Source organism: Mucilaginibacter pankratovii (assembly GCF_014773265.1).
Classification (GTDB): Bacteria; Bacteroidota; Bacteroidia; order Sphingobacteriales; family Sphingobacteriaceae; genus Mucilaginibacter; species Mucilaginibacter pankratovii.
Map to the genome: position 1 here is coordinate 20,628 of NZ_JACWMY010000017.1, position 24,098 is coordinate 44,725.

The following is a 24,098-nucleotide window of genomic DNA, read 5'->3' on the forward strand; positions in this document are numbered from 1 at the left end:
CCTGGTTATTTGCTTGCCAGTATTTCCACATGTTCTATGGTTGGCTCCAGCGCCAGCAGGTGCGGGGCGTTTGCCATTAAGGCTTCGGCAATTTTGCCGGCTAAATGGGCGTTGCGGCCCTCATCTCCCGGGAAGGTATCAAATATCCCGAATGTACTCTCGCTCACCCTGAACGCGTACCAGTTGGTGGTTTCGGGTTCGTTAAGCGCAAGCGGCAGGGCGCTTTCTAAAAATTCGGCAAGGTCGTATTCCTTACCGGGTTTTGCTATCAGTTTTACCAATAAGCCTGCTTTTATCATGTGGTTGTTTTTATAGGTAGATGTATTGGAATTACGTTTAAACCGCAGCCCCGGTTTTATTTGCCGGGAGAATTTTTGCCGATAACCATAAAGCCTGCTGCTAAAAACGCCAGATCCTTTACAATAAAAAATTCGCTAACGGGGACGCCATCCACAATTTTCCAAACACCCGGTGTGGTAAGCAAAAAGCTCAGTGTTGTTAAAAAGATGATTACGGTAAGGTAGCCAGCTATCAGTCCCGCTTTTTTGTTCCAAAAGGATGCGATCAGCAGTGTGCCGGTCACTATCTCGAATAGGCCTATAAAGTTTGATACCCCTTGTGTGCTGCCTATCTTGTACATCCAGTTCATTAAAAAACTATGCTGTACCAATGGCATTATTGCGGCTGCCTCGGTTGGGGTAAATTTAAAAATGCCTATCCATATTAAAATAAGCGCTGTTGACGCTACACCAATGGTGTAGCCAATTCTTGTGTGGTTCATGCTGTTGTGTTTTTAACCGCTTGGTCGGGCGGGATGGCAAAGCCTTACAGCATGGTGCAAAAAAAAGCGCCCCTGCTATTAGGCAGGGGCGCTAAAGGGATTGTATCAGCCTGAGCCTGTCGAAGGCCTATACCATAATGGTTCGACGAGCTTAGCCGGCTTTAATTAAAAGTTCGTCCTCATGGTAACGCCGTACATTCTTGGGTTGCCGAGGTGCGATGCGCCAAAATCGTAGGCGTAATCAATATAATTTTTGTTGCTTAGGTTGGTACCCCAAACAAACACATCCAGTTTTTTAGTGGTAACACCCAAACGTGCGTTGAAGGTGCTGTACGCTTTTTGCTCTATGTTGTTAGCCAGGTCGAAGTATTGTTTACCCAGGTATTTCCATTCGCCGCGGACAATTAATTTTGCGCCTTCGGCAACGCGGGCGCCATATTGCAGGGCCAGCATCGAGGTAACATCGGGTGTATAAACCTGGTGGTTGCCGTTTAAATTTACAACAGCGCCGTTGCTTGGTACCTGCAGGGAGGTATAGCGGGCGTGGGTGTAACCAAAGTTGTAAGAAATATCCAAACCTCTTAAAACGGTTGCGGCAAGCTCCAGTTCGGCACCCTTGCTACGTAGTTTACCTGCATTACGGGTAAGAACAATGGCTTGCGGTAATACCAGGGTTGGCACCTGCGCATTGTTTATCGATATGTAGAATAAGGAAGCGTTCACCCTTAATTTGTTATCGAAGAACAGGTTTTTAGATCCTACTTCAAAGTTGTTGCTGTATTCTGGCTTGTAAGCAAACAACGGCGGCTGAGATGGGTCGGCGCCAAGCTGGCTGATACCACCCGCTCTGAAGCCGCGGCTGTAGCTTGCATATAAGTTGCTTCCTTCGGATGCATGGTAAGCCAGGCTCAGTTTTGGTGTAAAGGCTTTGAAGCTGGCGGTTGATGAGGTATCGTTTTGAGTGGTAACAGGAGCATCGCCGTCCATCTGGAACTCGCCTTTTACCTGCTCTTTTTTATGCTCATAATCGTAACGTAAGCCAGCGGTAAGGTCCCATTTCGGGTCGAGTACAAAAACTACCTGGCCAAATACGGCTGTACCGTAGTTGCGCTCGATATTGGTATTAATGGTACTGAAATTCGGGAACGGAGCGCCTACCAATTCACCATCGGCACCAAAGTGCGTGCCGGTTTTGGTTGGTGCATAGCGGTAAAAACCGTACAAGCCGGCTGTCCACCTGATGTTGGTTGCCGAAGCGGGTGAGGAGAATCTGAACTCCTGCGTGGTTACCTTCACTTTGTTAAAACCGGGGCCGTAATTGTTAATTACGCTTACGCCATCTATTGGAGAAAAGTCACCATCGATAGGTACGGTGTAGTAGCGGTAGTTTTGCTGATAAGCTGTGTTAGAAATAAAGTTAAAATCTTTGCCGGTATAGCTGGCAGAAAGGGAGGCGTTAAAGATGTTATCGATCATCTTTGTCACTGCATTCTGGCTTACCTGGAAAGGTGTTGCCAAAGCATCCTGCGGTGAGCCTGATAACGCAAACGGACCGTTGTTGCGGTTAGCATAGTTCTTTACGTTCAGTGTTAAATTAAAGTTTTGGGTGGCCAGGTACTTTAAATAATAGTTGCCCATAAAGGAGTGCTGTTTATCCAGCTTGGTGTTGTTGAACTGATTGTTGTAAAAACCATCAAAGCCATTGTACAGGCCTGCAACACCCAGGTATAATTTATCATGTACCAGCGGTGTGCGGATGCCCAGGCTAATGCGTTTCTGACCGTAGCTACCAAAATTCACTTCGGCAAAACCGCTGGCCTGGTTGGTTGGCTGTTTGGTGATCACGTTGATAACACCGCCCATGGCATTACGGCCGTACAGCGTTCCCTGTGGGCCGCGTAATACTTCTACACGTTCTACATCAAAAAGCTGCGGGATGTACGTATCCAGGCTAAACTGGTTCACACCGTCGATGTACGTAGCAACAGCGGGGTCGTAAGAGGTTGTTGCCACACCACGGATGCTGGTTACGTTCCTGTCGTCGCCCGGGCTGGCGGTGTACAGGTTAGGCACAATGGCGGTAATATCTTTCAGGTTCCAAACCTTATATTCCTGTACCTGCCTGGCCGATAGCGTGGAAATACTTGCAGGCACCTGTTGCGCAGCTTCTTCACTTTTTTGGGCGGTAACAACTACTTCATCAAGCCGGTTACTTGTTGCGGTAAGCTGGATGGTGGTTGATGCCGATTGTGCGCCTACGGCGATGTTTTGGTTCACGGCAGCATAGTTCAAGCTGCTTACATGCAGGGTATACTTGCCCGCAGGTACGTTCTTAAAGCCGAAAGCGCCTTGCTGATTGGTGATGGCAGCGTAATTGGTGTTTAATAAACTTACTGTAGCTCCGGGGATAGGAGAGGCGTTTGTAGTGGTAACGGTACCCGAAAAATTAACTCGGGTTTGAGCGAATGCTGAACAAAATAACGTCAGCGCGAGTAATAGGGTAGATAATTTCTTCATTGTAAAATAAAAAGCGGATATGATGGGGGGTATCATATCCGCTGCAAAGAAAAATAATTTTATTATTTAAGTGAGTATATCCAGTCGATGATCTTTTTGCTGTCCGCCGCCTTTAATGCCGGGTGGGCGGGCATATCCACGTCACCCCAAACGCCGTGGCCACCATTTGCTATCTTTTTGGTTAAGTGAGCGGTAGAAGCAGCGTTGGCAGGGTATTTTTTAGCTACATCTGTAAACGACGGGCCTACCGATTTTTCTGACACCTTGTGACAAGCAGCGCAATCAAGCGACATCATCAGGGCTTTGCCTGCTGCGTTTGCTTTCATGTTGGCCACTTTCAATTTCATATCCGGCGAATCCTGGCCGGCTAAAATAGCTACCGTTTTAGTGCTGGTGCTTACGGCATCGTACTCGTCACGTGCCTCAACAGATACGGTGTAGTTGCCTTTTTTGGTGTAGGTATAGGTTAACTTAGGTAAGGTGGTCATTTTTTTAACCCCGTTACCCAGGTTCCACATGTAGGTCATTTTGTTTTTCTCAGGGTCGGTTGCTTTAACAGTTAATATGGTGGTTAAAGGCAACGCACCGTACGATTTGGTAGAAGCAACGCTTGCCACTTCGGGCGCGCGGTTACCGCTGTTGTAATCTATACGGGCTAAACCAGCATCTTTATTTTTGGCGAACCAGCCGGTACCGTACTCCAGCAGATAAATTTTACCATCGGGGCCGGTTTCCATATCAATAACGTTATTGAATTTGGTGCTGGCCATAAATGGCTCCATTTTATCAAGGTCGCCGTTTGGCTGCAGGGTAAGCAGTTTAATAAAGCCGCGGATCCAGTCGTAAAAAACTACTTTTTTATTAAAATAATCAGGGTAACGGGTAGCTTTCGGGAACATATCTGTGTAATAAGCAGGGCCCGCCATAGCGTTACGACCGCCGGTACCTACCTGCGGGAAGTCAGGCGATTCGGCATATGGGTACCAGATAAATGCGGGTTGTGCAGGTGGCAATTCGCGCAAACCTGTGTTGTTTTTCGAATCGTTCACCGGGTGCATAGGGTCCCATGGTGCGCCGGATACGCCTGTGGCATAATCGTAAGGGCGGTAGGCGTAGTTGTTGCCTATAAAATATGGCCAGCCAAAAAAGCCTGCTTTACGCGCCTGGTTAAACTCATCATAACCGCGGGGGCCGCGTGTTTCTAAACTGTCTTTCTGCGCATCAGGGCCAACTTCGCCCCAGTACAGGAAGCCGTTCTTCTGATCTACCGAGATACGGTACGGGTTCCTGTCGCCCATTACATATATCTCCGGGCGGGTTTTTGGTGTGCCCTGTTTAAATAAGTTGCCCTCGGGGATGCTGTAAGTAGCATCCGGGTTTATCTTTATCCGCAGGATCTTGCCGCGCAAGTCGTTGGTGTTACCGGCAGAACGGCGCGCATCATGATTTAAAAACTCGGGGCGGTCGTCCTGTGGTGCAAAGGCGCGGGTATTAAATGGTTTTTTGCCCGGCTCGTCAAATGGCGTAGTGTTATCACCTGCCGATAAGAACAGCGTGTGATCCGGCCCGAAAGCGATAGAACCACCGGTATGGCAGCAGATCTCGCGTTGCGAGTACATCTGTAATATAACTTTTTCGGTTTTGTTATCAATGGTGTCGCCCGTCATGGTAAAGCGTGATAAGCGGTTCACCGAGGTATCCGACGGGCTGTAGTAAATGTAAACGTAATGGTTGGTTTTAAAATCAGGGTCGATGTTTAAGCCCAGTACACCTTCTTCGGCGTTAACGCCTTTGGTATGCGTTTTCCAGTACACATCTAAAAAGCCGGCTTGTTTTACAGTTTTGGTGCCGTTTTTATACAGCATCAGCTCGCCGCGGCGCTGCGATACCAGGATATCGAAGTTTGGCAATACGGCCATTTCGGTAGGCTCGAAAAACGTGCCTTGTATTAATTGGGTTTTCTCAAAGCGGTTTGCCTCGGGCACGCGCAGAGTGGTGGCTTTGCTATAATCTAATGCTTTGTTATCGCCAATGGCGTATTTAATACCGCCCAGCAGGTGACCAAGGAACAAGGGATCGGTATACGATTCGTCAGTGTGGCCCAGTTCGGTATAAAAAGAACGGCCGTTCTCAAAATTTTGGTACCAGGCCATTGGGTGAGTAGGGCTGTTTTTGCCGCCTTTATAGCTGGCTTCGTCAATGGTCATCAGCACATGTATCTTCGGGCTGATGCTTTTGAAGTTATACCATTCGTCCTTACGTCTCCAAACATCCGGTAAGCCCTTGGTTGATGGATGGTTTTTATCGATAATGTTCAAATTGGCTTCCTGTTGTTGCGGGTGGCTGTCAAAGTAAGCGCCAACCAGGCGGCCGTAGTATTTCCAGTCGTACTCGGCATCAGCCGCAGCATGCACACCAACAAAGTTACCACCTGCCTGCATGTAACGCTCCAGGTCGGCTTGCTGGTAATTGTTCAGCATATAGCCGGTGGTGTGTAAAAACACAACAGCCGAGTATTTTTTAAGGTTTGCCTCGGTAATTTTCGAAGCATCAGAGGTGCTGTCTACCAAAAAGTTGTTTTCGGCACCCAGTTTCATGATGGCGGGTACGCCAACGGCAATACTTTCGTGGTGATAGCCGGAAGTTTTTGTAAAAACAAGTATCCTTGGCTTGGTGGGTATTTTGCTATAGTTAAATAGCATTACACACAGCGCGAGCAACAGGGTAATTTTTAATCGCATATTCAGAAGTTTATTTGGTTGATAATTAGTTGAATAAACACCTTAATCCTCATTGTGTGTTTATTACGCAATAAATATAATATTAAAATACAAAACAGGCTACAAGTATCTCAAATATTACAGAAAATCCAATCGATTGCGTAAATTATTTTTATTTGCTGGTTTGCTGTGAGTGAGTTTTATGTGAAAGATAGTGGGGTTTTGCAGAGCGCGGAGACGTGCCGTTATTACCTATGCTAATAGCTCCCCAGGGAGGGTTTCAAAAAAATAGCGATGGGTTTCAAACCCATCGCTATTAATGCAGTAACAAAGAAGTGTTTGTTATTTCTTCCCGGTCATTTTATCCTTCAAAGCTTTCATAAAATATCCTCCTACAACACTGCGTGCCTGGAAACCAACCATTTTACCGTTGGTGGTTTCGTGCCAGTCGCTAAGCGGTACGCGCGATGCTGTTTCCTGCGCATATTTGTAAACCGGTTTCACCAGGGCATCAAAATCCTTGCGGTCGGTGGCCATGGTGGCGGTCCATATTATCCAGTCGCTTTTGGTGTAGGTTTTGCGGCTGTCCAACGGTAAGCCAAAGCTTTCCTGTTTGCCCAGGTAGTATTTAATTTCCTTGTCGTACACGTATTGCGGAAACAAGTTCAATCCTAAAACCTTATCCCAAACCATGTTGTATTTCTGGCTCCAGGTGTTCTTATTGTCGAAAACCAAGGCGTAGTGGTCGCCGGCATCGTCCTTGGCTATCCATTTGGTGGCCAGGTCTTTAGCCAGCGCACTGTATTTAGCAGCAGTTTTAGTATCGCCCAGCATGGCAGCCATTTTAGCGTAAGCACCAATAGCCACAATAGCTTTGATAGACAGGTTGGCGTTATGCGCCAGGTGACCTGCAAAATCATCGGTACACAGCTGGTTACCCGGGTCGAAACCTGCTTCGGCGAGGTAGTTGGTCCAGGTGGTGAGGGTTTTCCAGTGTTTTTTGGCATAGGCCGGGTCTTTTTGTGCTACTACAATAGCGCCCGCCAGTATCACCATGTTACCGCATTCCTCTACCGGCATGTCCTCGCCATAAGTTTGCCCGTTAGCAAGGGGATAGGTGCCCAGATCGTGCGCCGCAAATGGTTTAGCCCATTTGCCGCTTTCGCTGTAATAAAAGATACCATTCAGCATGCCTTTCAGCAACTCGGGGTTGTAAAGCAGGTATAGTGGTGCCGATGGGTAAGTTACATCCACGGTGTTGATAGAGCCATTGCTGAAGTTTTCTTTAGACAGGAAAAGCAACTCGCCCTGCGGACTTTTAACCAGCTGGTGTGCCGAAATACTTTGGCGGTAGGCCAGTACGCAAAGCCTGGCATATTTTTCGCCGCCGGCCTGGTAGGCACCCAAGTAGATCTTCACATCGGCATTGCGGCAGGCAGCCGTAACGGTTAAATAGTTTTTTAACGAGGCCGCCAAAACGCCATCCATCGTAGCGCCTTTGGTATCGCGCCACCATGGGCGCAGGTTGGTTTTAAAATATTGTACCGAATAGATGTCGTCGTACCCTACAGCGATGTGTTTTTCCGCGCCATTTTTGCTAACCCTGCCAAAGGGCAATAGGGTGTTCAGCATCAGTTGCTTACCAACCACTGTAGCATTGGTGCCCGGAGTAGAGAGGTAGGAATTGATGGCCTCGTCCTCGGTAGTGATATATTGCCGGGCATTGTAAGTTGGCGAAGCTACGTAAAGGTAACCCCAGTCTATCCGCAGATCGTCGCCGCGTTTTTTGAGGACGGGTTGCTCGGTAGTGCCCGCCTTCATAATTTTGATGCCGCCGGCGGTATAGGTTTCAGCCTTAACTTCCTGTGCCGGTGTGTTAACCGCGGCATCGGTAGATATACCCTGGTAAATATCCACCGCGTGGGTTTTATTATCATTGGCTTTAACCTCGTAACTGATGTACGATACCGGGTTGGCCAGTGTTTTAATATCGGTAATAAGCAGGGGTGAGGTGAAGGTCACGTTCAAATTAACCGCTCCGCATTTAAAGCTGTAGATGGTTTGCGTTGCATGAACGCTAACTGCGGTTTGCTTAGCCAGTTTAATGGCCTCATTTGTTTTATCCTCCACTTTTACCGAAAGGCCCGCATCCAATGATGCCAGCCCGCCGGTGTTGGTGCAATGTAAAGCCAGCACGTTTTCACCGGTTTTTAAAGTGGATGCAGCTGCATCAGATAGTTCGAAAATCTGCAGATCGCCATTGGCACCGCCACTGGCGTAGATCTGTTTACCATTGAGATAAACTTCTACATCATCATCGTGAAACAAACGGAGTAATAACGGGCTTTTTGGCAGCTCGCTAAGCGTAAAGGTACGGCGTACCCATACTTCGCGGCTCGTCCAGCGGGTGCCGGTGGTGTTTTCGTTGTCGCTGAAGGGGGCTTTACCTGTTTTCCAATCCTGGTCGGCATAAGTTGCTTTTTCCCAGCCCGCGGTTGGAGCGGTAAAGCTGTATTTGCAGGTGTATGGCGTTTCATCGGCAGCCGACAAAACGGTTTTGTAATGCGGCGCAGCCTGCCCCATAAAGCGGTAATATTCGCCGTCTACCTTCAATACACCTAACAGCGACTGGCTTTTGCCCGTCCAGTGCGTGGTGGTAGATTCGTTCAGCTTATCGGTTGTAGACCAGATGCTGAAATAGGGGTTATGCGTGATGAGCGGATACGCAGGAGCATGATCCTGCTGCGCCAGTGCAGGCACTGTTGAACTGAATAAAATGCCGCATAGCAGCGCCCGACCGGGGTTCCCCCAGCCGGAAATAGAATTGAAGAATTTTTTCATTGTAAATGATGTTTTAAAAATTGTTGGACCCGTGACTATTCAAAACACAGAATACAATAGTAGAGATAAGGATTTGTTTTACCACATTATAAATGCATTTAGCAGTAGAGGCCTCGCGATGCTTTTTTGATACTTTAAATTATTTGCGCAAATTGAGCACTTATTAACACCAGCCTTATGGATACTTTTAAAACCGTTCCCGAATCGCAAACTACCCTTACCGAACTGATGATCCCCTCGTACGCCAACTTTGGCGGAAAGATCCACGGGGGGATTATTATGGGGCTGATGGATAAGGTTGCGTATGTGTGTTCGGCCAAGCATGCCGGTGCCTATTGCGTAACCGCATCGGTAGAGGATATTGATTTTTTGGCGCCGGTGGAAGTTGGCGAATTGGTATCGCTGATGGCATCGGTAAACTACGTTGGTAAAACCTCGCTGGTGGTGGGTATTAAGGTGATCTCCGAAAATGTAAAAACCCACACGGTAAAACATACCAATACCAGCTATTTCACCATGGTGGCTATGGACGAGAACCACATGCCACTGCAGGTGCCGGGACTGATATTGCATACCGACATAGAGATCCGCCGGTTTTTTCAGGGACTGCACCGCAAGCAGCTTAAAAAGTACTACCGGCAGGAAGAATCGCGCGTAAAATCAGATTTCGAAATGGATCAAACTATTGAATTGCTGAAAACAGAAAGGTGTAGAATAGAGCGGGTGAAGTAGTTCAAAAGATTGTTCGCCTTACCGCCCGTGTTACCTTCGCCGAAGAGGCTTATCTCTAATTCTGTGCTTAATCCTCTTTTGCCTGGTATTTATAGTGCAGCTGTTTCAGCGTTTCTTCCGCCACCTCATCTGCCGAATAGCCGTAACCGGTAACTAAAATGCCCTTTTGGCCCGCGGGTGACGCCAGTGCATACACGGTTGCCTCGTCTGCCGGGTCGGATGGGCCTTCGTAGCGGTAAACATCCACAATTTCAAATTCATCGGCAGGGTAGGTGTACTCGCCCGCTTTTAAGTGGTTAGCTTCCAGGTTAAAATCTAAGGTAAAACCCTGTTCTTTCAACTTATCAATGGCCTCGCTAACGGTTGCGTAATGGAATTTTTGTTTCATCGGTTTGGTATGTTAAGGTTGTATGCTACAACAAACTTATAAAAAGCAGTTTGGTTTTGGTTTTGTTCCAGCATCAGTGTTTTGTAAAGATAATGATGTGGTTTTTGGCGGTTTCATAGCGGTGGGTTTCAAACCATCGCTATATTTGCCCCGTGGCAATCTCCAGATCAACCAAACCTCCCGTAAAACGAACCGCGAAACCGGCACCCCGAAAGAGAAAGGGTAAACCCGGTAGCACCTGGTGGAGGTGGCCGGCTGTTATCTTCGTGCTCATCCTGCTTTCTCCGCTTTATTATGGGTATATCCTCAATGGCTTTACCGGTGCCTGGCGCTGGATCCGCGACATTGGCAACGACCCGAATTACCGCACCTATAAAAGCTATAAGATCCGTATCCCCGCGGGTTATAAAATACACGGCATAGATGTATCGTACGCGCAGGGTAAGATAGACTGGCATAAAGTAAGCAAGATGGAAGATGACAGCGTACGCGTTGGTTTTGCTTTTATAAAAGCAACTGAAGGGTTAATGCTGGTAGATTCGTACTTTAAGCGCAACTGGCGCGAAGCTCCAAAAGCCGGCATTACCTGCGGTGCTTATCACTTTTTCAGGCCGAAGAAGGCCGGACTGTGGCAGGCGCGTTTCTTCCTGCAGAACGTTACGATGGAGCGCGGCGATCTCCCCGCCGTTTGCGACATTGAGGTGCTGGATGGCACCTCGCCCGAAGCCATGCGCAAAGAGCTGAAAGCTTTTTTAAAGCATGTGGAAAGCAAAACCGGTGTAAAGCCCATTATTTATACCAGCATCAGTTTTTATAAGGATTACCTCGACGGCTATTTTGACGGTTACCCTTTATGGATAGCGCATTATTACCAGGCAAAGCTAAAAATGGACGGCAGTACCACCTGGCGTTTCTGGCAACACTCGGATAAGGCCCGCGTAAACGGCATCAATCACGCGGTAGATTTTAATGTTTTTAAGGGGGATAGCCTGAGCTTTCAGCGGTTGCTGGTGAAATAAAATTAAGCGTCTTTTTTACAAGACGAATCTGCTTATCATTAATGATAATTCGGTACCCTCATTGATAAGATAAATTTAAACTTAGCGAGGCTGTGCAGTTATTCTAATAATAAAGCCCCGGTAAAAAGAACCGAGGCTAAAAGGGGTGGGGAATCAATAGTTGCATATTATACGCAGATGTGCGGTAATTGTTGCAATTGATAAACAAAAAGCTCTTCGGAATTATATTCCGAAGAGCTAACTATTGACTAAAGAGCACCCCTGCCCTAAAGTTTCATGCATTATTAACAGAAAGTTAATTGATAAGTTTGGATTAATCATAATATTTATACGGATTAGTAAAGTTTAACTTAATTTATGGCAGGCTGTTAAATGGCTTACAATTGAATTACATCGGGCTAACAATTTGATAAACAGATATACTAATAGGATAGAACGTTACCCAAAAGCTTTTTAGTCCACTTGAGATAACTGCCGTTATCATCATTTTGCCATTTTACTATTCCGTAGTTAGACTCCTGAAAGCTTTTGTATGGCTCGTCGAATAATTGATATATGATAGCCACTTTCACTTGTGGGTTGTTACGGCATTTTGCAATAAATTTGCTTACAAATGTGTGCTGGTCCTCTTCGTTAGACTCTTTTCCTGCTTTATAACGGTAATTGAATTCGGTAAACCAAATCGGTTTATCGGGGAATAGTTCGGATAGTTTTAGCGTAATATCCGGTACATTATTGCGTCCATTTGCAGCAACACCTTCCATATCTGAGTACCAGTGGTAAGCTACAACATCAAATTTAATTCCGTACCAATCGCACATTCGTAAAAAGGCATAGTGCAACCAGCCAGCATCTATCATAGTTTTGGCATCAGCATCGTTCGCTTTAATACCCTCATCCATGCCCTTTAAATATGCCGCAGTTGTATTAAATTTTTGGCGGTCGTAATGGTCCTGGCTACGGCCGGTTTTATTTGGTAAAAGCAGCTTTAATTCTAAATCGTTACCTAAATCATAATAAGTAAAGTATTGGCCATATTTTAACGCGAAGTTTGCGCCAAGCGTTCTTCCCTTTTTATATGCTACATCTTCGCTATCAGTTAAATCTAAAGTCCGGGTGTAAAGCATGGGCAAAATCCCAATGTTGCCTTTTTCTGCGGATTTTTGCAGCTTATTAAACAAATGCGAAGACGAAGCAGAGATGGTACCATCGGATGTGGTTCGTACGTTTATTCTGTACCAGCTCATTCCCATCCCTTTTATTAAATTAATTTGATTAGCAGCAGTCACAGCCAGGTAAGGAGCGTCTCCAAATGGATGCCCGTTGATGCCAAGCATCATTCCGTTGGTTTCTGTCGGTGCGCCTTTTGCCGACATTAATAACGCCGAAGAAGATAGCGATAGTTTGGGCACCGACGGTTCTACAGCCATTTCTTTCGAGCAACCTGTGAAAATTGTGCAAGCAAAAAATAAGATCGTTAGCTTTCTGTCAATTGATAATTTTTTAAACATTGGCAAGAAATTAGTAAGAATTTGATGAAATGGGGCGTTTTTTTTACCAAAAATATACCAAAATGATTTTCAATTCAAAAAAATAATAAAACTGTCCTTTGTTGGAACAATTGTGTGGTACAGGGGTATCGGTTGATGATTTTGACATGCTCCGGACAGCAGCTCGTGCGGGTGATTAAGAGACAACTGTTTGATGTTATTTAACTGATAAAGTAAACAAGTCTTTTAAGGCAGCTGCGGTAGATAGCACATTATTAGCAAGTGTGGTTAAATATGTACGGCAGTACCACCTGGCGTTTCTGGCAACACTCGGATAAGGCACGCGTAAACGGCATCAATCACGCGGTAGATTTTAATGTTTTAAGGGGGATAGCCTGAGTTTTCAAAAGTTGCTGATCAAGTAGGGAGAATTGTACATCATTAGCTGACTAACCAGGCGCCCCTGCGCGGTTGCGGAAATTTAAGCGTCCGTACTTCCATCCATCAAACTGTTACAAAAATCTTTTCGGGTACTCTTGCAAAATCAATTTAAATACTATTTATTTGCTAAATCAATTTAGCTTATTTAAGCCTCGAGTTTCATGAGACGTTTTTACCTTGTTGTTTTCTTCATCGGCCATGTGCTGTGTTTAAATGCGCAATCCATCGCGCCTTTTAAGGCGGGGGATAGGGTGGCGTTTATCGGCAACAGCATTACCGATGGCGGGCATTACCACTCCTATATCTGGCTGTATTATTTAACGCATTTCCCAAGCCGGCGCATCCAGCTTTTTAACGCGGGCATCGGCGGCGACGTTTCTAAACAGATGTACGAGCGCCTGGAGAGCGATGTGTTCGCTAAAAAACCTACCGTGGTTACGCTCACTTTCGGGATGAACGATACCGGCTACCAAAACCTTAAAGGTGCTAAGGCAGATTCGGTTTATGCAGCGAAAGTGGCCGAATCACTCAAGAGTTTTGCACTTATTGCCGATAAACTGAAGTTGCACCCGGAGATCAGGACGATTATGATCGCATCCTCACCCTATGATGAAACTGCTAAAATAAAGGCCGCGCCACTTTTAAAAAAGAACGCTGCCATGCAGAAGATTGCGAAAGCACAGCGAGCCGTAGCGCTGGAAAGTAAATGGGACTTTGTTGATTTTGGCACACCCATGACCGCCATTAACCTGCGCGGGCAGCAAACAGATTCGGCCTTTACCCTACAGGGCAGCGACCGCATTCACCCTACCAACGATGGGCAAATGGTGATGGCTTACATCTTTCTAAAATCGCAGGGGCTGGCAGGCAGCAGTGTAGCAAAAGTGACCGTAAATGCCAAAAATAAAAAAATCGTTTTAGCTAAAAATTGCCTCATTACACAACCCGATATTTCAACAGACGGCGTCAGGTTTACTTATCTCGCTAATTCCTTGCCTTACCCCATGGATACCATACCCGGCGGTTTCGGCAGGCCGGATAAAGCACAGTCGGAAGCTTTAAAGATCATTCCTTTTACCGAAGAATTTAATAAAGAAATGCTGCAGGTAAACGGCTTGCAGGATAAAAAGTATAATCTAAAGATAGACGGTAAGGTTATCGGCGCTTTTACCGGCAGCGAGTTTGCGCAGGGCATTAACCTCGCGCTCATCAAAACCACCCCGCAATATCAACAGGCGCTGGCCGTAATGCACCTGAACGAGGAACGCTGGACGATAGAACGCCGCCTGCGCGAGTATTACTGGATCCACTATTCTATCCTGAAACCGAAGGGCTTGCTGTTTAATGATGGCGATGCTACCGTGGATTCGCTGCAGAAGTACGGCAAGAAGGATTTCTTCGTTGCTGTAACCATCCCAACCTATCAAAAAGCGCGGTTTAAAGCGGTGCGCGATGCCTGGCAAAAAGAAATGGACCTGCTTACCAACGAGATGTACACGGCAAACAAACCCGTTCCGCACCGTTTCGAGATCACTTTAGTAGATTAATGCTGATGAAATGCTACCGTAATATATTTCGTGCTTTGATACTGACTGCCGCTGCATCGCTTACGCAAACCGTATCGGCACAAACCGCCTACTACATCGATGGCTACCACGGTGGTATCTGGGGGCATTACCCGGATTGGAACACCCGCTTTATGGCGGATATGCTAAAGAAAAACCCCGATTGGAAGATCAATATCGAACTGGAGCCCGAAACATGGGCCCGCGCCAAAGCAATCGACCCAGCCGCCTACGCGGATTTTAAGGCGCTTTTTGCCGATCAATCCCCTAACGGTCGGATAGAATACGTTAACCCAGCCTATGCGCAGAGTTATAATTACAATATCAGCGGCGAGAGCATTATACGGCAGTTTAGCTATGGGATGAAGATGGTGAAGGCTCATTTCCCGGAGGCTTTATTTACCAGCTATTCCTCCGAGGAGCCTTGCTTTACCAGTGCCTTGCCGCAGATCCTTACCTCATTCGGTTTTAAATATGCCTCACTCAAAAATCCAAATACCTGCTGGGGAGGCTATACGCAGGTGCACACCGGTGAGCTGGTGAACTGGATAGGTCCCGATGGTACAAGCATTATTACCTCGCCAAGATATGAGGTGGAGGAATTGTCGCCCAAATCTACCTGGCAAACCATCGCCTGGAATAACTCACCGCAGTATATTAATGCCGCTTTCACTGCAGGTATGCCGCACCCCGTTGGGATGACTTTGCAGGATGCGGGCTGGAAAGAGGGTCCGTTCATTGGCACGGTTCAAAAGGGAGCGATCAAGAATGGTTACACTACCTGGCGCAACTATTTTGGCAACATTGCTAAGAACGATACCCGCGAGGATTGGAAAGTATCGCAGGAAGATATCCTGGTGAGCCTGGTTTGGGGTTCGCAGGTGATGCAGCGGATAGCGCAGGAAGTGCGGGTATCAGAGAATAAGCTGGTGGTGGCCGAGAAACTGGCAGCCATGGCAAAAGTCTACAAAGGCGTCGCGTTCCCGCAGGCACGACTTGATTCGGCATGGCGCACGCTGCTGTTGTCGCAGCACCACGATTGCTGGATTGTGCCCTACAACGGCAAACCCGGCGATACCTGGGCCGATAAGGTAGTAGGCTGGACGGGCAACACCAACGCTATTTGCAATGATATTGTTGGTAAAGCGAGCATGGAGCTGGGTAAAACGGCAAGGAACTACATCACCATTTATAATACCACGGGTACCAACAGGACTGAGGCCGTTGAGGCGGATCTGCCCGCAGACTTTAATGCCGCCAATACGCTTGTTTTGGATAGCAAAGGGCGGGCGGTAATGATGCAATTCACCGCAGATAAAACAAAGCTGATATTTAAAGCGAGTGTACCATCAATGGGATACGCGGTTTATCAACTGAAAAAACAAGCGATGAATACCGCGAAAGGCGCAAATATTTCCACTCTACCCGATGGTAAATACCTTGCCGAAACCGATCTGTACAAAATTATCATCGATCCTTCGCGGGGCGGTGCCATTAAAAGTATTATTGCCAAAAAATTGGGCAATAAAGAGTTTATCGACCAGGCAAACGCACGCGGTTTTGGCGAACTACGCGGCAATTTTCATAACGACGGAGGCTTTAAGTCGAGCGTTGATAATCCTGCTAAAGTGGAGATATTGCATAATGGGCCGCTGCAGCTTAAAATCGCTATAAAAGGCACTATTAACGGTAGCGATTATACGCAAACCATTACCCTTGCGCAGGGGCAACCCCGCATTGATGTGACCCTGAATATCGATTGGAAAGGCAACCCCGGCATTGGCGACGACACGCCAAAAGGAACTTACAGGCTAGATAACCCGGTAAAAGCATTTTACGACGATCGCAACAAACTGCTGGCCTACTTCCCGCTCAACCTTAAAGGGCAAAAGGTTTACAAGAACGCACCATTTGATGTTACTGAAAGCAAGCTGGATAATACTTTCTTCACCAGATGGGACAGCATTAAAAACAACGTGATATTGAACTGGGTAGATGTTACCGACAAAGACAACCAGTACGGCATGGCTTTATTTACCGACCATACCACCAGCTACGCACACGGTAAGAATTTCCCACTGGGGCTAAACATTCAATATTCGGGCATGGGCCTGTGGGGGAGGGATCATCAAATCACCGGGCCAACAACCATCCACTACGCTTTGTTACCGCACGCCGGTTTGTGGGATAAGGCGGGCATCGAGGCAGAAAGCGCTAAATGGAACGAGCCTTTGATGGCGGTGTTATCCAACAGCCAACCGGCTATCGCTGGCCGGTCGCTGATACAAGTACCCGCCGGGTACGAGATCTCGGCCGTGAATTTTGAGGGAAATGACATGCTGATACGGTTATTCAACACCGGCGCGGGCAACGTTAAGAGTAAGTTGATATTCAATTGCAATGCCGATAAAGCCATGCTGATCGAATTGGACGGGAGAGCGGGGAAGGCCCTGCTATTGCGGAGAAGCCAAGCCGGCGAATTGAGCACCAATATCACTATGCCAAAGTTTGGCATCCGTACCATAAAACTGGTAAATGCACGGCGGTTTTAAGGCCGTAAAGTGTTGTATGTACATCAGCAAAAAATAATTTGGCTAAAATTTGCTAAATCGTTTTTTCTTGTATAATATTGGGCTTATTTATAAACCATTTACCAGATACCAGCCTGTATTTGTACGTTTTTAATTTTTAAGATGATCGCGGGAGTGAAGGTAATTATGCGCTAATTTAAGCAGTGTAATGAGTTATTTCTGCCAACCAATTATAGTACCCAACCATGTTTAAACCTGTAGTAAAATATTTTGCGTTCACCCTTGCGGCGAGTTTGGCGTTTACGCCGATGCTGCGTGCGCAAAACCGGGCTGCCTATGTTAACCCCTTCATTGGCGCAAGCACCAGCACGGCAGACGCGGGTGTTTACCACGGGCTTGGCAAAACCTTCCCGGGCGCAACAACGCCTTACGGCATGGTGCAGGTAAGCCCTAATACCATCACCGGCGGCGATAACGGTTCGGGCTATAGTTACGAGCATACCAGCATCGAAGGCTTTGCCTTTACGCAAATGAGCGGCATTGGCTGGTTTGGCGATCTGGGTAATTTCCTGGTGATGCCCGCAACTGGTCAGCTGAAAACCAAAGCGGGTACCATTGCGCATCCCGAGGGTGGTTACCGTTCCATGTATGCCAAACCGAGTGAGAAGGCCTCTGCAGGTTACTACAGCGTGCAGCTTACCGATAACAATATCAAGGCCGAAATGACCGCCGCTCCGCACAGCGGTATGCTGCGCTTCACTTTTCCGCAGAATAAACAATCGCGTATCCAGATAGATCTTGCCCGCAGAGTAGGCGGTACCTCCACTTTGCAATACGTAAAGGTAGTTGATGCTAATACCATCGAAGGCTGGATGAAATGTACACCCGATGGGGGCGGTTGGGGTAACGGTGATGGCCATGCCGAGTATACCGTTTACTTCTACGCAAAATTCAGCAAACCGCTTAAAGATTACGGCGTTTGGAGCGCCGATATTCCCGAAGACTGGGCGCGTAAACGCGAGGAAGTTGGCAGCGATAAATACCAGGATGCAGTTGCCAACGCAGCTATCCTGAAAGGCATTAAAGAAAAACAAGGCAAGCATTTGGGTTTCTACACCAACTTCGCCACAGGCGCAAACGAACAGGTGCTGATGAAATCGGGCATCTCCTTTGTGAGCGTAGCAGGGGCAAAGGCCAACCTGCTTGCCGAAATTAAAGACTGGAATTTTGACGCCCTGCATCAAAAGGCAACTGCACTTTGGAACAACGCGCTTGCTAAAGTGGCCATACAAGGCGGTACTTTAGAGCAGAAAAAGGTATTCTATACCGCCCTGTATCACACCATGATAGACCCCCGCATTATCAGCGATGTGGATGGCAAATATCCCGGCGGCGATGGCAAGGTACATGCACACGCAGGCTTTAAAAAGCGCACTATCTTTAGCGGCTGGGATGTTTTCCGCAGCCAGATGCCGCTGCAAACCATTATCAACCCAAGGCTGGTGAACGACCTGGTAAATTCCATGGTCACCCTTGCCGATCAAAAACAAAAAAACTATTTCGAACGCTGGGAACTGTTGAATGCCTATAGCGGCTGTATGCTGGGCAACCCCATGACCTCCGTTTTGGCCGATGCTTATGCAAAAGGCATCCGCAATTATGATGTAAACAAGGCTTATGCGCTGTCGGTGGGTTCGGTAGAGAAATTTGGCAACGGCGAGCGGGGCTACACACCCGGTGGTATCGGCATTGCCCAAACATTGGAGTATGCCTATAACGAATGGTGCGTGGCGCAACTGGCTACCTGGTTAAAACACCCAGCGGATGCCAAAAAATACGCTGCTCGCGCTTTGTCGTACAAAAATATCTTCGATAAAGAGAAAGGCTGGTTCCGTCCTAATGAAGACAACGGGCAATGGAAAGCCTGGCCCGATTCGGGGAGAATGACGCAATGGTACGGCACCTTCGAAACTAACCCCTACCAGCAGGGCTGGTTTGTACCGCATGATGTGGATGGCATGGTGGAACTGATGGGTGGAAAAGCCAAAGTACTGGCCGATCTGGATAACCTTTTTGCCAAAACACCGGATAACATGATGTGGAACGATTACTACAACCACGCCAACGAGCCGGTTCATCATGTACCCTTCCTGTATAACCGCCTTGGCCAGCCGTGGCTAACACAGAAATGGACGCGTGAGATCTGTCGCCGGGCTTATAAAAACTCGGTGGAGGGCTTGGTTGGGAATGAAGACGTAGGGCAGATGTCGGCATGGTATGTGCTGGCTTCCAGTGGCTTGCATCCGGTTACCCCAGGAGATACAAGGCAGGAAATCACCAGTCCGGTTTTTGATAAGGTGACCTTAAAGCTCGACCCTAAATATGCAAAAGGGGCTTCATTCAGTATCATCGCCAAAAACAATTCGGCCGCTAATGTTTACATACAAAGCGCAAAGCTCAACGGCAAAATTTATAATAAATGCTACCTGGATTATTCGGCAATTGCGGCGGGTGGTACGTTGGAACTTGTGATGGGGGACGCGCCGAATAAGAAGTGGGGTGAGAAATAGGAAAAAAAGGCTGGAAAAAGCGAGGGGACGTGCGATTCCCCTCTTGAGAGGGGGGAGGGGTGTGTTTCTGCGCAATGCTTTGCGCGATTGCAAAGCCGCGAACACCCCCCTGCCACCACACCTAGCCCCGCGCCCCCTCTCGAGAGGGGAACAAAAAGGCACCGTTCGAAAAACCAATTGAAATACAATAGAATTCCCCGCAGGGAACAATTAACAAATATGAAAAAACTCTATTCTCTACTCATAAGTATCGGGCTATACACAAGTGCAAGCGCCCAAACCGTGGCCCCTTTTAAAGCCGGCGACCGCGTGGCCTTCGTAGGCAACAGCATTACCGATGGCGGGCATTACCATTCGTACATCTGGCTGTATTACATGACGCATTTCCCAAACCGCCGCGTACAGTTCTTCAACGTGGGCATAGGCGGCGACGCCATTGGGCAAATGGCGGACAGGTTTGATGCCGATGCGCTGAGCAGGAAACCAACGGTGTTAACCCTTACCTGGGGCATGAATGATACCGGCTATTTTGAATGGTACCGCAAGGATGCGCAGGAGTTTATGGATAACCGCCTCGCCGGCAGCTACAAAACATACGCGGCGCTTGAGGAAAAACTGAAAAAGCATACCGGGATCCGCAAGATCCTGATCCTGGGTTCGCCGTATGACGAAACCAGCAAGTTCACCACCAAAAATATTTACCCCGGCAAAGCCGCAGCATTTTCTAAGGTAATCGATTTCCAAAAGGCCAGCGCCGTGAAAAATAACTGGGGTTACGTTGATTTTTTCCACCCGATGGACGCCATCAACAAGCGCGAACAGTTAAAAGATACCGCCTTTAGCCTTACCCCGAACGACCGCATTCATCCCGATAACGACGGGCACCTGGTAATGGCTTACCTGTTTTTAAAAACACAGGGATTAGCCAACAGTGTGGTGGCCGATGTAGCCATAAATGCTACTTCAAAAAGCGTTACTAAGGCTGTAAATACCAAAGTGTTAAATTTATATGCAAACGCTAAATCGATATCTTTCAGCTATTTAGCAAACTCGCTACCATATCCCTTAGACACCATCCCGCGTGCCTGGGGCAACCGTAAAAAACAGAGCGATGCGCTTAAGGTGATCCCTTTTACCAGCGAGTTTAACCGCGAAATGCTTACCGTTAAAAACCTGGCAGCCGGCAATTACAACCTGCTGATAGACGGTGAAAAAATGGGCAGCTGGAGCGCCGACGAATTTGCCGGTGGTATAAACCTTGCGGAAATTACAGCCACGCCGCAGTACCAGCAAGCCATCCAGATCCGCGAGCTGAACGAAGAACGCTGGGAAATTGAACGCCGTTTTAGGAATTACATGTGGATGGAATACGACTTTTTAAAAGAAAAAGGCATGTTGTATAAAGACAATAACGCCGCTATGGATTCTGTGGCAAAATATGCCCCGAAAAACCCTTTTATAAACGGCAACAAGGATAATTATAGCCGCGCCCGTTACAAAAGCCTGCGCGATGCATGGCAAAAAGAAATGGATGTGTTAATCAACCAGATCTACGCGGTCAACAAACCACAAACGCACCGCATTGAGATAATCGCTTCAAAATAATACCAGCTAATAACATGAATACCAAAAGAATTATCACCTTATTGCTCATCTGCGCGGCATCGCACGGGCTAAAAGCAACAGCTGCTACGGTTGATACTGCACTTACCCACAGCGCAAGCATGAATAAGGACTTGAAGGCTGTGATCATTAAGCCTTCCGACTATTCTACCACGCAAAAATACCCGGTGATGTACCTGCTGCATGGTTTCAGCGGCAATTATTCCGATTGGATAAAAAAGATCCCGGCCATTACCAAACTGGCCGATACCTACCATTTTATCATTGTTTGTCCCGATGGGGCTTTTGCCGGCTGGTATTTTGATAGCCCTGTTAATAAGGAGCTCAGGTACGAAACTTATATAGCTAACGAGCTGGTAACTTATGTAGATAAACATTACTCCACCATTGCCAACCGCAAGGGGAGGGCCATTACCGGGCTTAGTATGGGCGGGCACGGTGCCTTGTTTTTAGCGTTTAAGCACCAGGATGTTTTTGGCGCGGCAGGCAGCATGAGTGGGGTAGTGGATATCCGCCAGTTTGCCGATAGCTATGGCATTGAAGCTTTGCTGGGCAAGTACAGCGAGCACCCCGAGGTATGGGAACAGCACTGCGTGGTGAGCCTCATCTACCTGGTAAAACCAAACGCCCTTGCGCTTACATTTGATTGCGGGTACGATGATGGCATGTACAGCGGCAACCAGGAGCTGCACGACAAATTACTGGAACGCAAAATACCGCATGATTATACGGTAAGGCCCGGCGGCCATTCGTGGGAATATTGGGGTAACTCGGTAACCTACCAGGCGCTGTTTTTTAGCAGGTATTTTAACGGTGAAAAGTAGGAGCGGAACGCATTGTTAAAAACATTGATTATAACCCTTTTAAATCTTATTAAAATGTTAAATAATAACAGCTTGGGATTGCAAATTATCAAAAATAAAAAAAAACCGAAAAAAGTTTGCTAAATCGTTTTTACAGCTTATATTAGCAGTATAAATTAATACCGGAATTATAAACCAATTGTTCGATCAGTAAACATTCATTTAAAAACGTGTGTTTTCGTTCGATTTGCTAAAACGATTTTTCGAGCCAAAAATAAAATGCTGAAGCTTAGCCGCTTTGGTACAATAAACCTATAGTATGAAAAAAATTTACTTTCAGTCGGTTGCTTATTCGTTTTTCCTGTTGCTGTTCCTTTTGGCATCCTGCAAAAAGGATAGCTTCCTGGGGCAAACCACCACTTCAAACCTTACCGAAGAAACCGTTTTTAAAGATAGCGCTAACACCGTAAGCTTTTTGGCCGGCATTTATACCGGTGTAGGTTTTAGTGCTGCGGCCAACCGGTTTACTTATGGGCCAAGTGCTTTTAACCAAACCCCGAATGGCGGCTTGGATGCTTCATCGGATGAGGCGGAGGTTTTCAACTCGGGCGGTTCAACAGCACTGGCCTGGGAAACAGGCACCATCAACGCAGCGGTAGTTACCGATGATGCCTACAAAAAAACGTATGTAAACATTCGCGCGGTGAACCAGTTGCTAAAAAACCTGCCAAAATCGCCTATTAACGCGTTTAGCAAAACACAAATGAAAGCCGAGGCCCGTTTCTTAAGGGCCTGGTACTACGCCATCCTGCTGAAACATTACGGCGGTATTCATTTGGTGGGGGATAGCATTTATAACTACACCGATAAAATTCCGGCGGCCCGCAATACCTACGAGGAGTGTGTTAACTACATTATAGCCGAATGCGACGCCGCGGCGCTCGACCTGCCCACCACGCAAAGCGGTGTAAATTATGGCCGTGCATCCAAAGGTGCTTGTTTGACCTTAAAAGCGAGGGTGCTGCTGTACGCTGCCAGTCCGCTGTTTAACGGCGAAGCGCTTAGCGGTACCAAAAACGACGCGGTTTTAGGCTATACATCCTTCAGTCGCGAGCGCTGGAAACTGGCAGAAGACGCTGCTGCCGCGGTGATAGGCCTGAGCGCCTATAATTTATATGTTGATAATGGCACCAGCCCGGGCTTTGGTTTCCAGTACCTGTTCACACAGCGTTTCAACAGCGAATACATTTTCCAGTACATGAGCCCGGCCGGCAATTACGACCTGGAGGCGCTGTTTCAGCCACCATCACGTACAGGGCAAAACGGTGCTTTCCCGCTGCAGGGATTGGTTGATGCATTCCCGATGAGTAATGGAAAAGCCATAACCGACCCAACATCCGGCTACGATCCTCAAAAACCTTACACCAACCGCGACCCGCGCCTGAATTATACCGTTATCCGCGATCAAACACCAATTCAAAACAGGCTTTCTGCAGGGCTTTCACCGGTAAATATTTATCAGGGTACTTTCAATGGGGTATCAACCGGGCCAGATGCCGTGCATATTGGTACCTCAACAGGTTATTACACCAATAAAATGCTGGCGCCAAACGCCGTGGCCAATGATTTTACCCATCGTACCGATCGTGTGTTACCATTGATGCGTTATGCAGAGATCCTGCTGAATTACGCTGAAGCCGCTAACGAATACGATGGCCCCACCTCCCAGGTTTATGCCGCGTTGCAGGCTATCCGCCAAAGGGCGGGGTTAAACCCATACCAGCTACCTGTAGGTTTAAGCCAGGCAGCTATGCGCGAGGTGATCCGCAACGAGCGGCGCATAGAGCTTGCTTTTGAAGAGCACCGTTTTTGGGATGTACGCCGCTGGAAAATTGCCGAAACAACCGATAACATCCAAACCATGGGGATGGAAGTTAACCGTAACGGCACTGCTGTTACTTATACGCCGTTCCCGGTGCGTAAACGCAACTTCCGTACGGCAATGTACCTGTGGCCTTTGCCGCAAACCGAAGTGGCTAAATCTGCAGAGCTAATACAGAACCCTGGTTATTAATAA

The 24,098-nt window shown here is 47.4% G+C and carries 15 protein-coding genes; 8 read left to right on the forward strand and 7 right to left on the reverse strand.

Translation table 11 applies throughout. From position 1 onward, the window contains the following. Nucleotides 1-5: 5 nt before the first annotated feature. From IDJ77_RS25495 to IDJ77_RS25515, 5 genes are all read right to left on the reverse strand, one after another. Nucleotides 6-299 carry a putative quinol monooxygenase gene (locus IDJ77_RS25495; protein WP_191191825.1) on the reverse strand — a complete coding sequence of 98 codons (294 nt, stop codon included), beginning with the start codon at nucleotides 297-299 and terminating at the stop codon, nucleotides 6-8. 56 nt (nucleotides 300-355) lie between these two features. Beyond that, nucleotides 356-781, reverse strand: coding sequence for a DUF417 family protein (locus IDJ77_RS25500; protein ID WP_191191826.1), 426 nt, complete (start codon nucleotides 779-781; stop codon nucleotides 356-358). Between the two features lie 165 nt (nucleotides 782-946). Continuing rightward, nucleotides 947-3,298 carry a TonB-dependent receptor gene (locus tag IDJ77_RS25505; protein WP_191191827.1) on the reverse strand — a complete coding sequence of 784 codons (2,352 nt, stop codon included), beginning with the start codon at nucleotides 3,296-3,298 and terminating at the stop codon, nucleotides 947-949. 62 nt (nucleotides 3,299-3,360) lie between these two features. Next, the gene (locus IDJ77_RS25510; RefSeq protein WP_191191828.1) at nucleotides 3,361-6,039 is read right to left on the reverse strand and encodes a ThuA domain-containing protein; all 2,679 of its coding nucleotides are present in this window, start codon (nucleotides 6,037-6,039) and stop codon (nucleotides 3,361-3,363) included. Nucleotides 6,040-6,360: 321 nt separating this feature from the next. After that, on the reverse strand, nucleotides 6,361-8,859 hold the full coding sequence (locus IDJ77_RS25515; RefSeq protein WP_191191829.1) for a glutaminase family protein: 2,499 nt from the start codon (nucleotides 8,857-8,859) through the stop codon (nucleotides 6,361-6,363). A 177-nt stretch (nucleotides 8,860-9,036) separates the two neighbouring features. On the opposite strand from IDJ77_RS25515, the gene IDJ77_RS25520 reads away from it, so the two are divergent. Further along, the gene (locus IDJ77_RS25520; RefSeq protein ID WP_191191830.1) at nucleotides 9,037-9,591 is read left to right on the forward strand and encodes an acyl-CoA thioesterase; all 555 of its coding nucleotides are present in this window, start codon (nucleotides 9,037-9,039) and stop codon (nucleotides 9,589-9,591) included. 67 nt (nucleotides 9,592-9,658) lie between these two features. On the opposite strand, the gene IDJ77_RS25525 is transcribed toward IDJ77_RS25520, so the two are convergent. Then, nucleotides 9,659-9,979 (reverse strand): hypothetical protein, encoded by a 321-nt coding sequence (locus tag IDJ77_RS25525; RefSeq protein WP_191191831.1) that lies wholly within the window; start codon nucleotides 9,977-9,979, stop codon nucleotides 9,659-9,661. 152 nt (nucleotides 9,980-10,131) lie between these two features. Between IDJ77_RS25525 and IDJ77_RS25530 the strand changes: the two genes are divergently transcribed. Then, nucleotides 10,132-10,998, forward strand: a complete 867-nt coding sequence (locus tag IDJ77_RS25530) for a glycoside hydrolase family 25 protein (RefSeq protein WP_191191832.1) — start codon at nucleotides 10,132-10,134, stop codon at nucleotides 10,996-10,998. A gap of 422 nt (nucleotides 10,999-11,420) precedes the next feature. Here IDJ77_RS25530 and IDJ77_RS25535 read toward each other — a convergent pair whose 3' ends face one another. Beyond that, complete coding sequence (locus IDJ77_RS25535; protein WP_191191833.1) at nucleotides 11,421-12,428, reverse strand: glycosyl hydrolase; 1,008 nt, start codon at nucleotides 12,426-12,428, stop codon at nucleotides 11,421-11,423. Nucleotides 12,429-13,090: 662 nt separating this feature from the next. On the opposite strand from IDJ77_RS25535, the gene IDJ77_RS25540 reads away from it, so the two are divergent. The 6 genes from IDJ77_RS25540 (at nucleotide 13,091) to IDJ77_RS25565 (ending at nucleotide 24,095) form a co-directional block, all read left to right on the forward strand. Further along, nucleotides 13,091-14,476, forward strand: coding sequence for an SGNH/GDSL hydrolase family protein (locus IDJ77_RS25540; protein WP_191191834.1), 1,386 nt, complete (start codon nucleotides 13,091-13,093; stop codon nucleotides 14,474-14,476). Nucleotides 14,477-14,481: 5 nt separating this feature from the next. Continuing rightward, nucleotides 14,482-17,046, forward strand: coding sequence for a glycoside hydrolase family 38 C-terminal domain-containing protein (locus IDJ77_RS25545; protein WP_191191835.1), 2,565 nt, complete (start codon nucleotides 14,482-14,484; stop codon nucleotides 17,044-17,046). A gap of 224 nt (nucleotides 17,047-17,270) precedes the next feature. After that, nucleotides 17,271-19,595 carry a GH92 family glycosyl hydrolase gene (locus IDJ77_RS25550; RefSeq protein ID WP_191191836.1) on the forward strand — a complete coding sequence of 775 codons (2,325 nt, stop codon included), beginning with the start codon at nucleotides 17,271-17,273 and terminating at the stop codon, nucleotides 19,593-19,595. Nucleotides 19,596-19,814: 219 nt separating this feature from the next. Beyond that, the gene (locus IDJ77_RS25555) at nucleotides 19,815-21,200 is read left to right on the forward strand and encodes an SGNH/GDSL hydrolase family protein (RefSeq protein ID WP_191191837.1); all 1,386 of its coding nucleotides are present in this window, start codon (nucleotides 19,815-19,817) and stop codon (nucleotides 21,198-21,200) included. A gap of 14 nt (nucleotides 21,201-21,214) precedes the next feature. Beyond that, the gene (locus IDJ77_RS25560; RefSeq protein WP_191191838.1) at nucleotides 21,215-22,042 is read left to right on the forward strand and encodes an alpha/beta hydrolase; all 828 of its coding nucleotides are present in this window, start codon (nucleotides 21,215-21,217) and stop codon (nucleotides 22,040-22,042) included. 298 nt (nucleotides 22,043-22,340) lie between these two features. Continuing rightward, entirely contained in the window at nucleotides 22,341-24,095 is a 1,755-nt protein-coding gene (locus IDJ77_RS25565; protein WP_191191839.1) for a RagB/SusD family nutrient uptake outer membrane protein, read from the forward strand. Nucleotides 24,096-24,098: the final 3 nt, after the last annotated feature.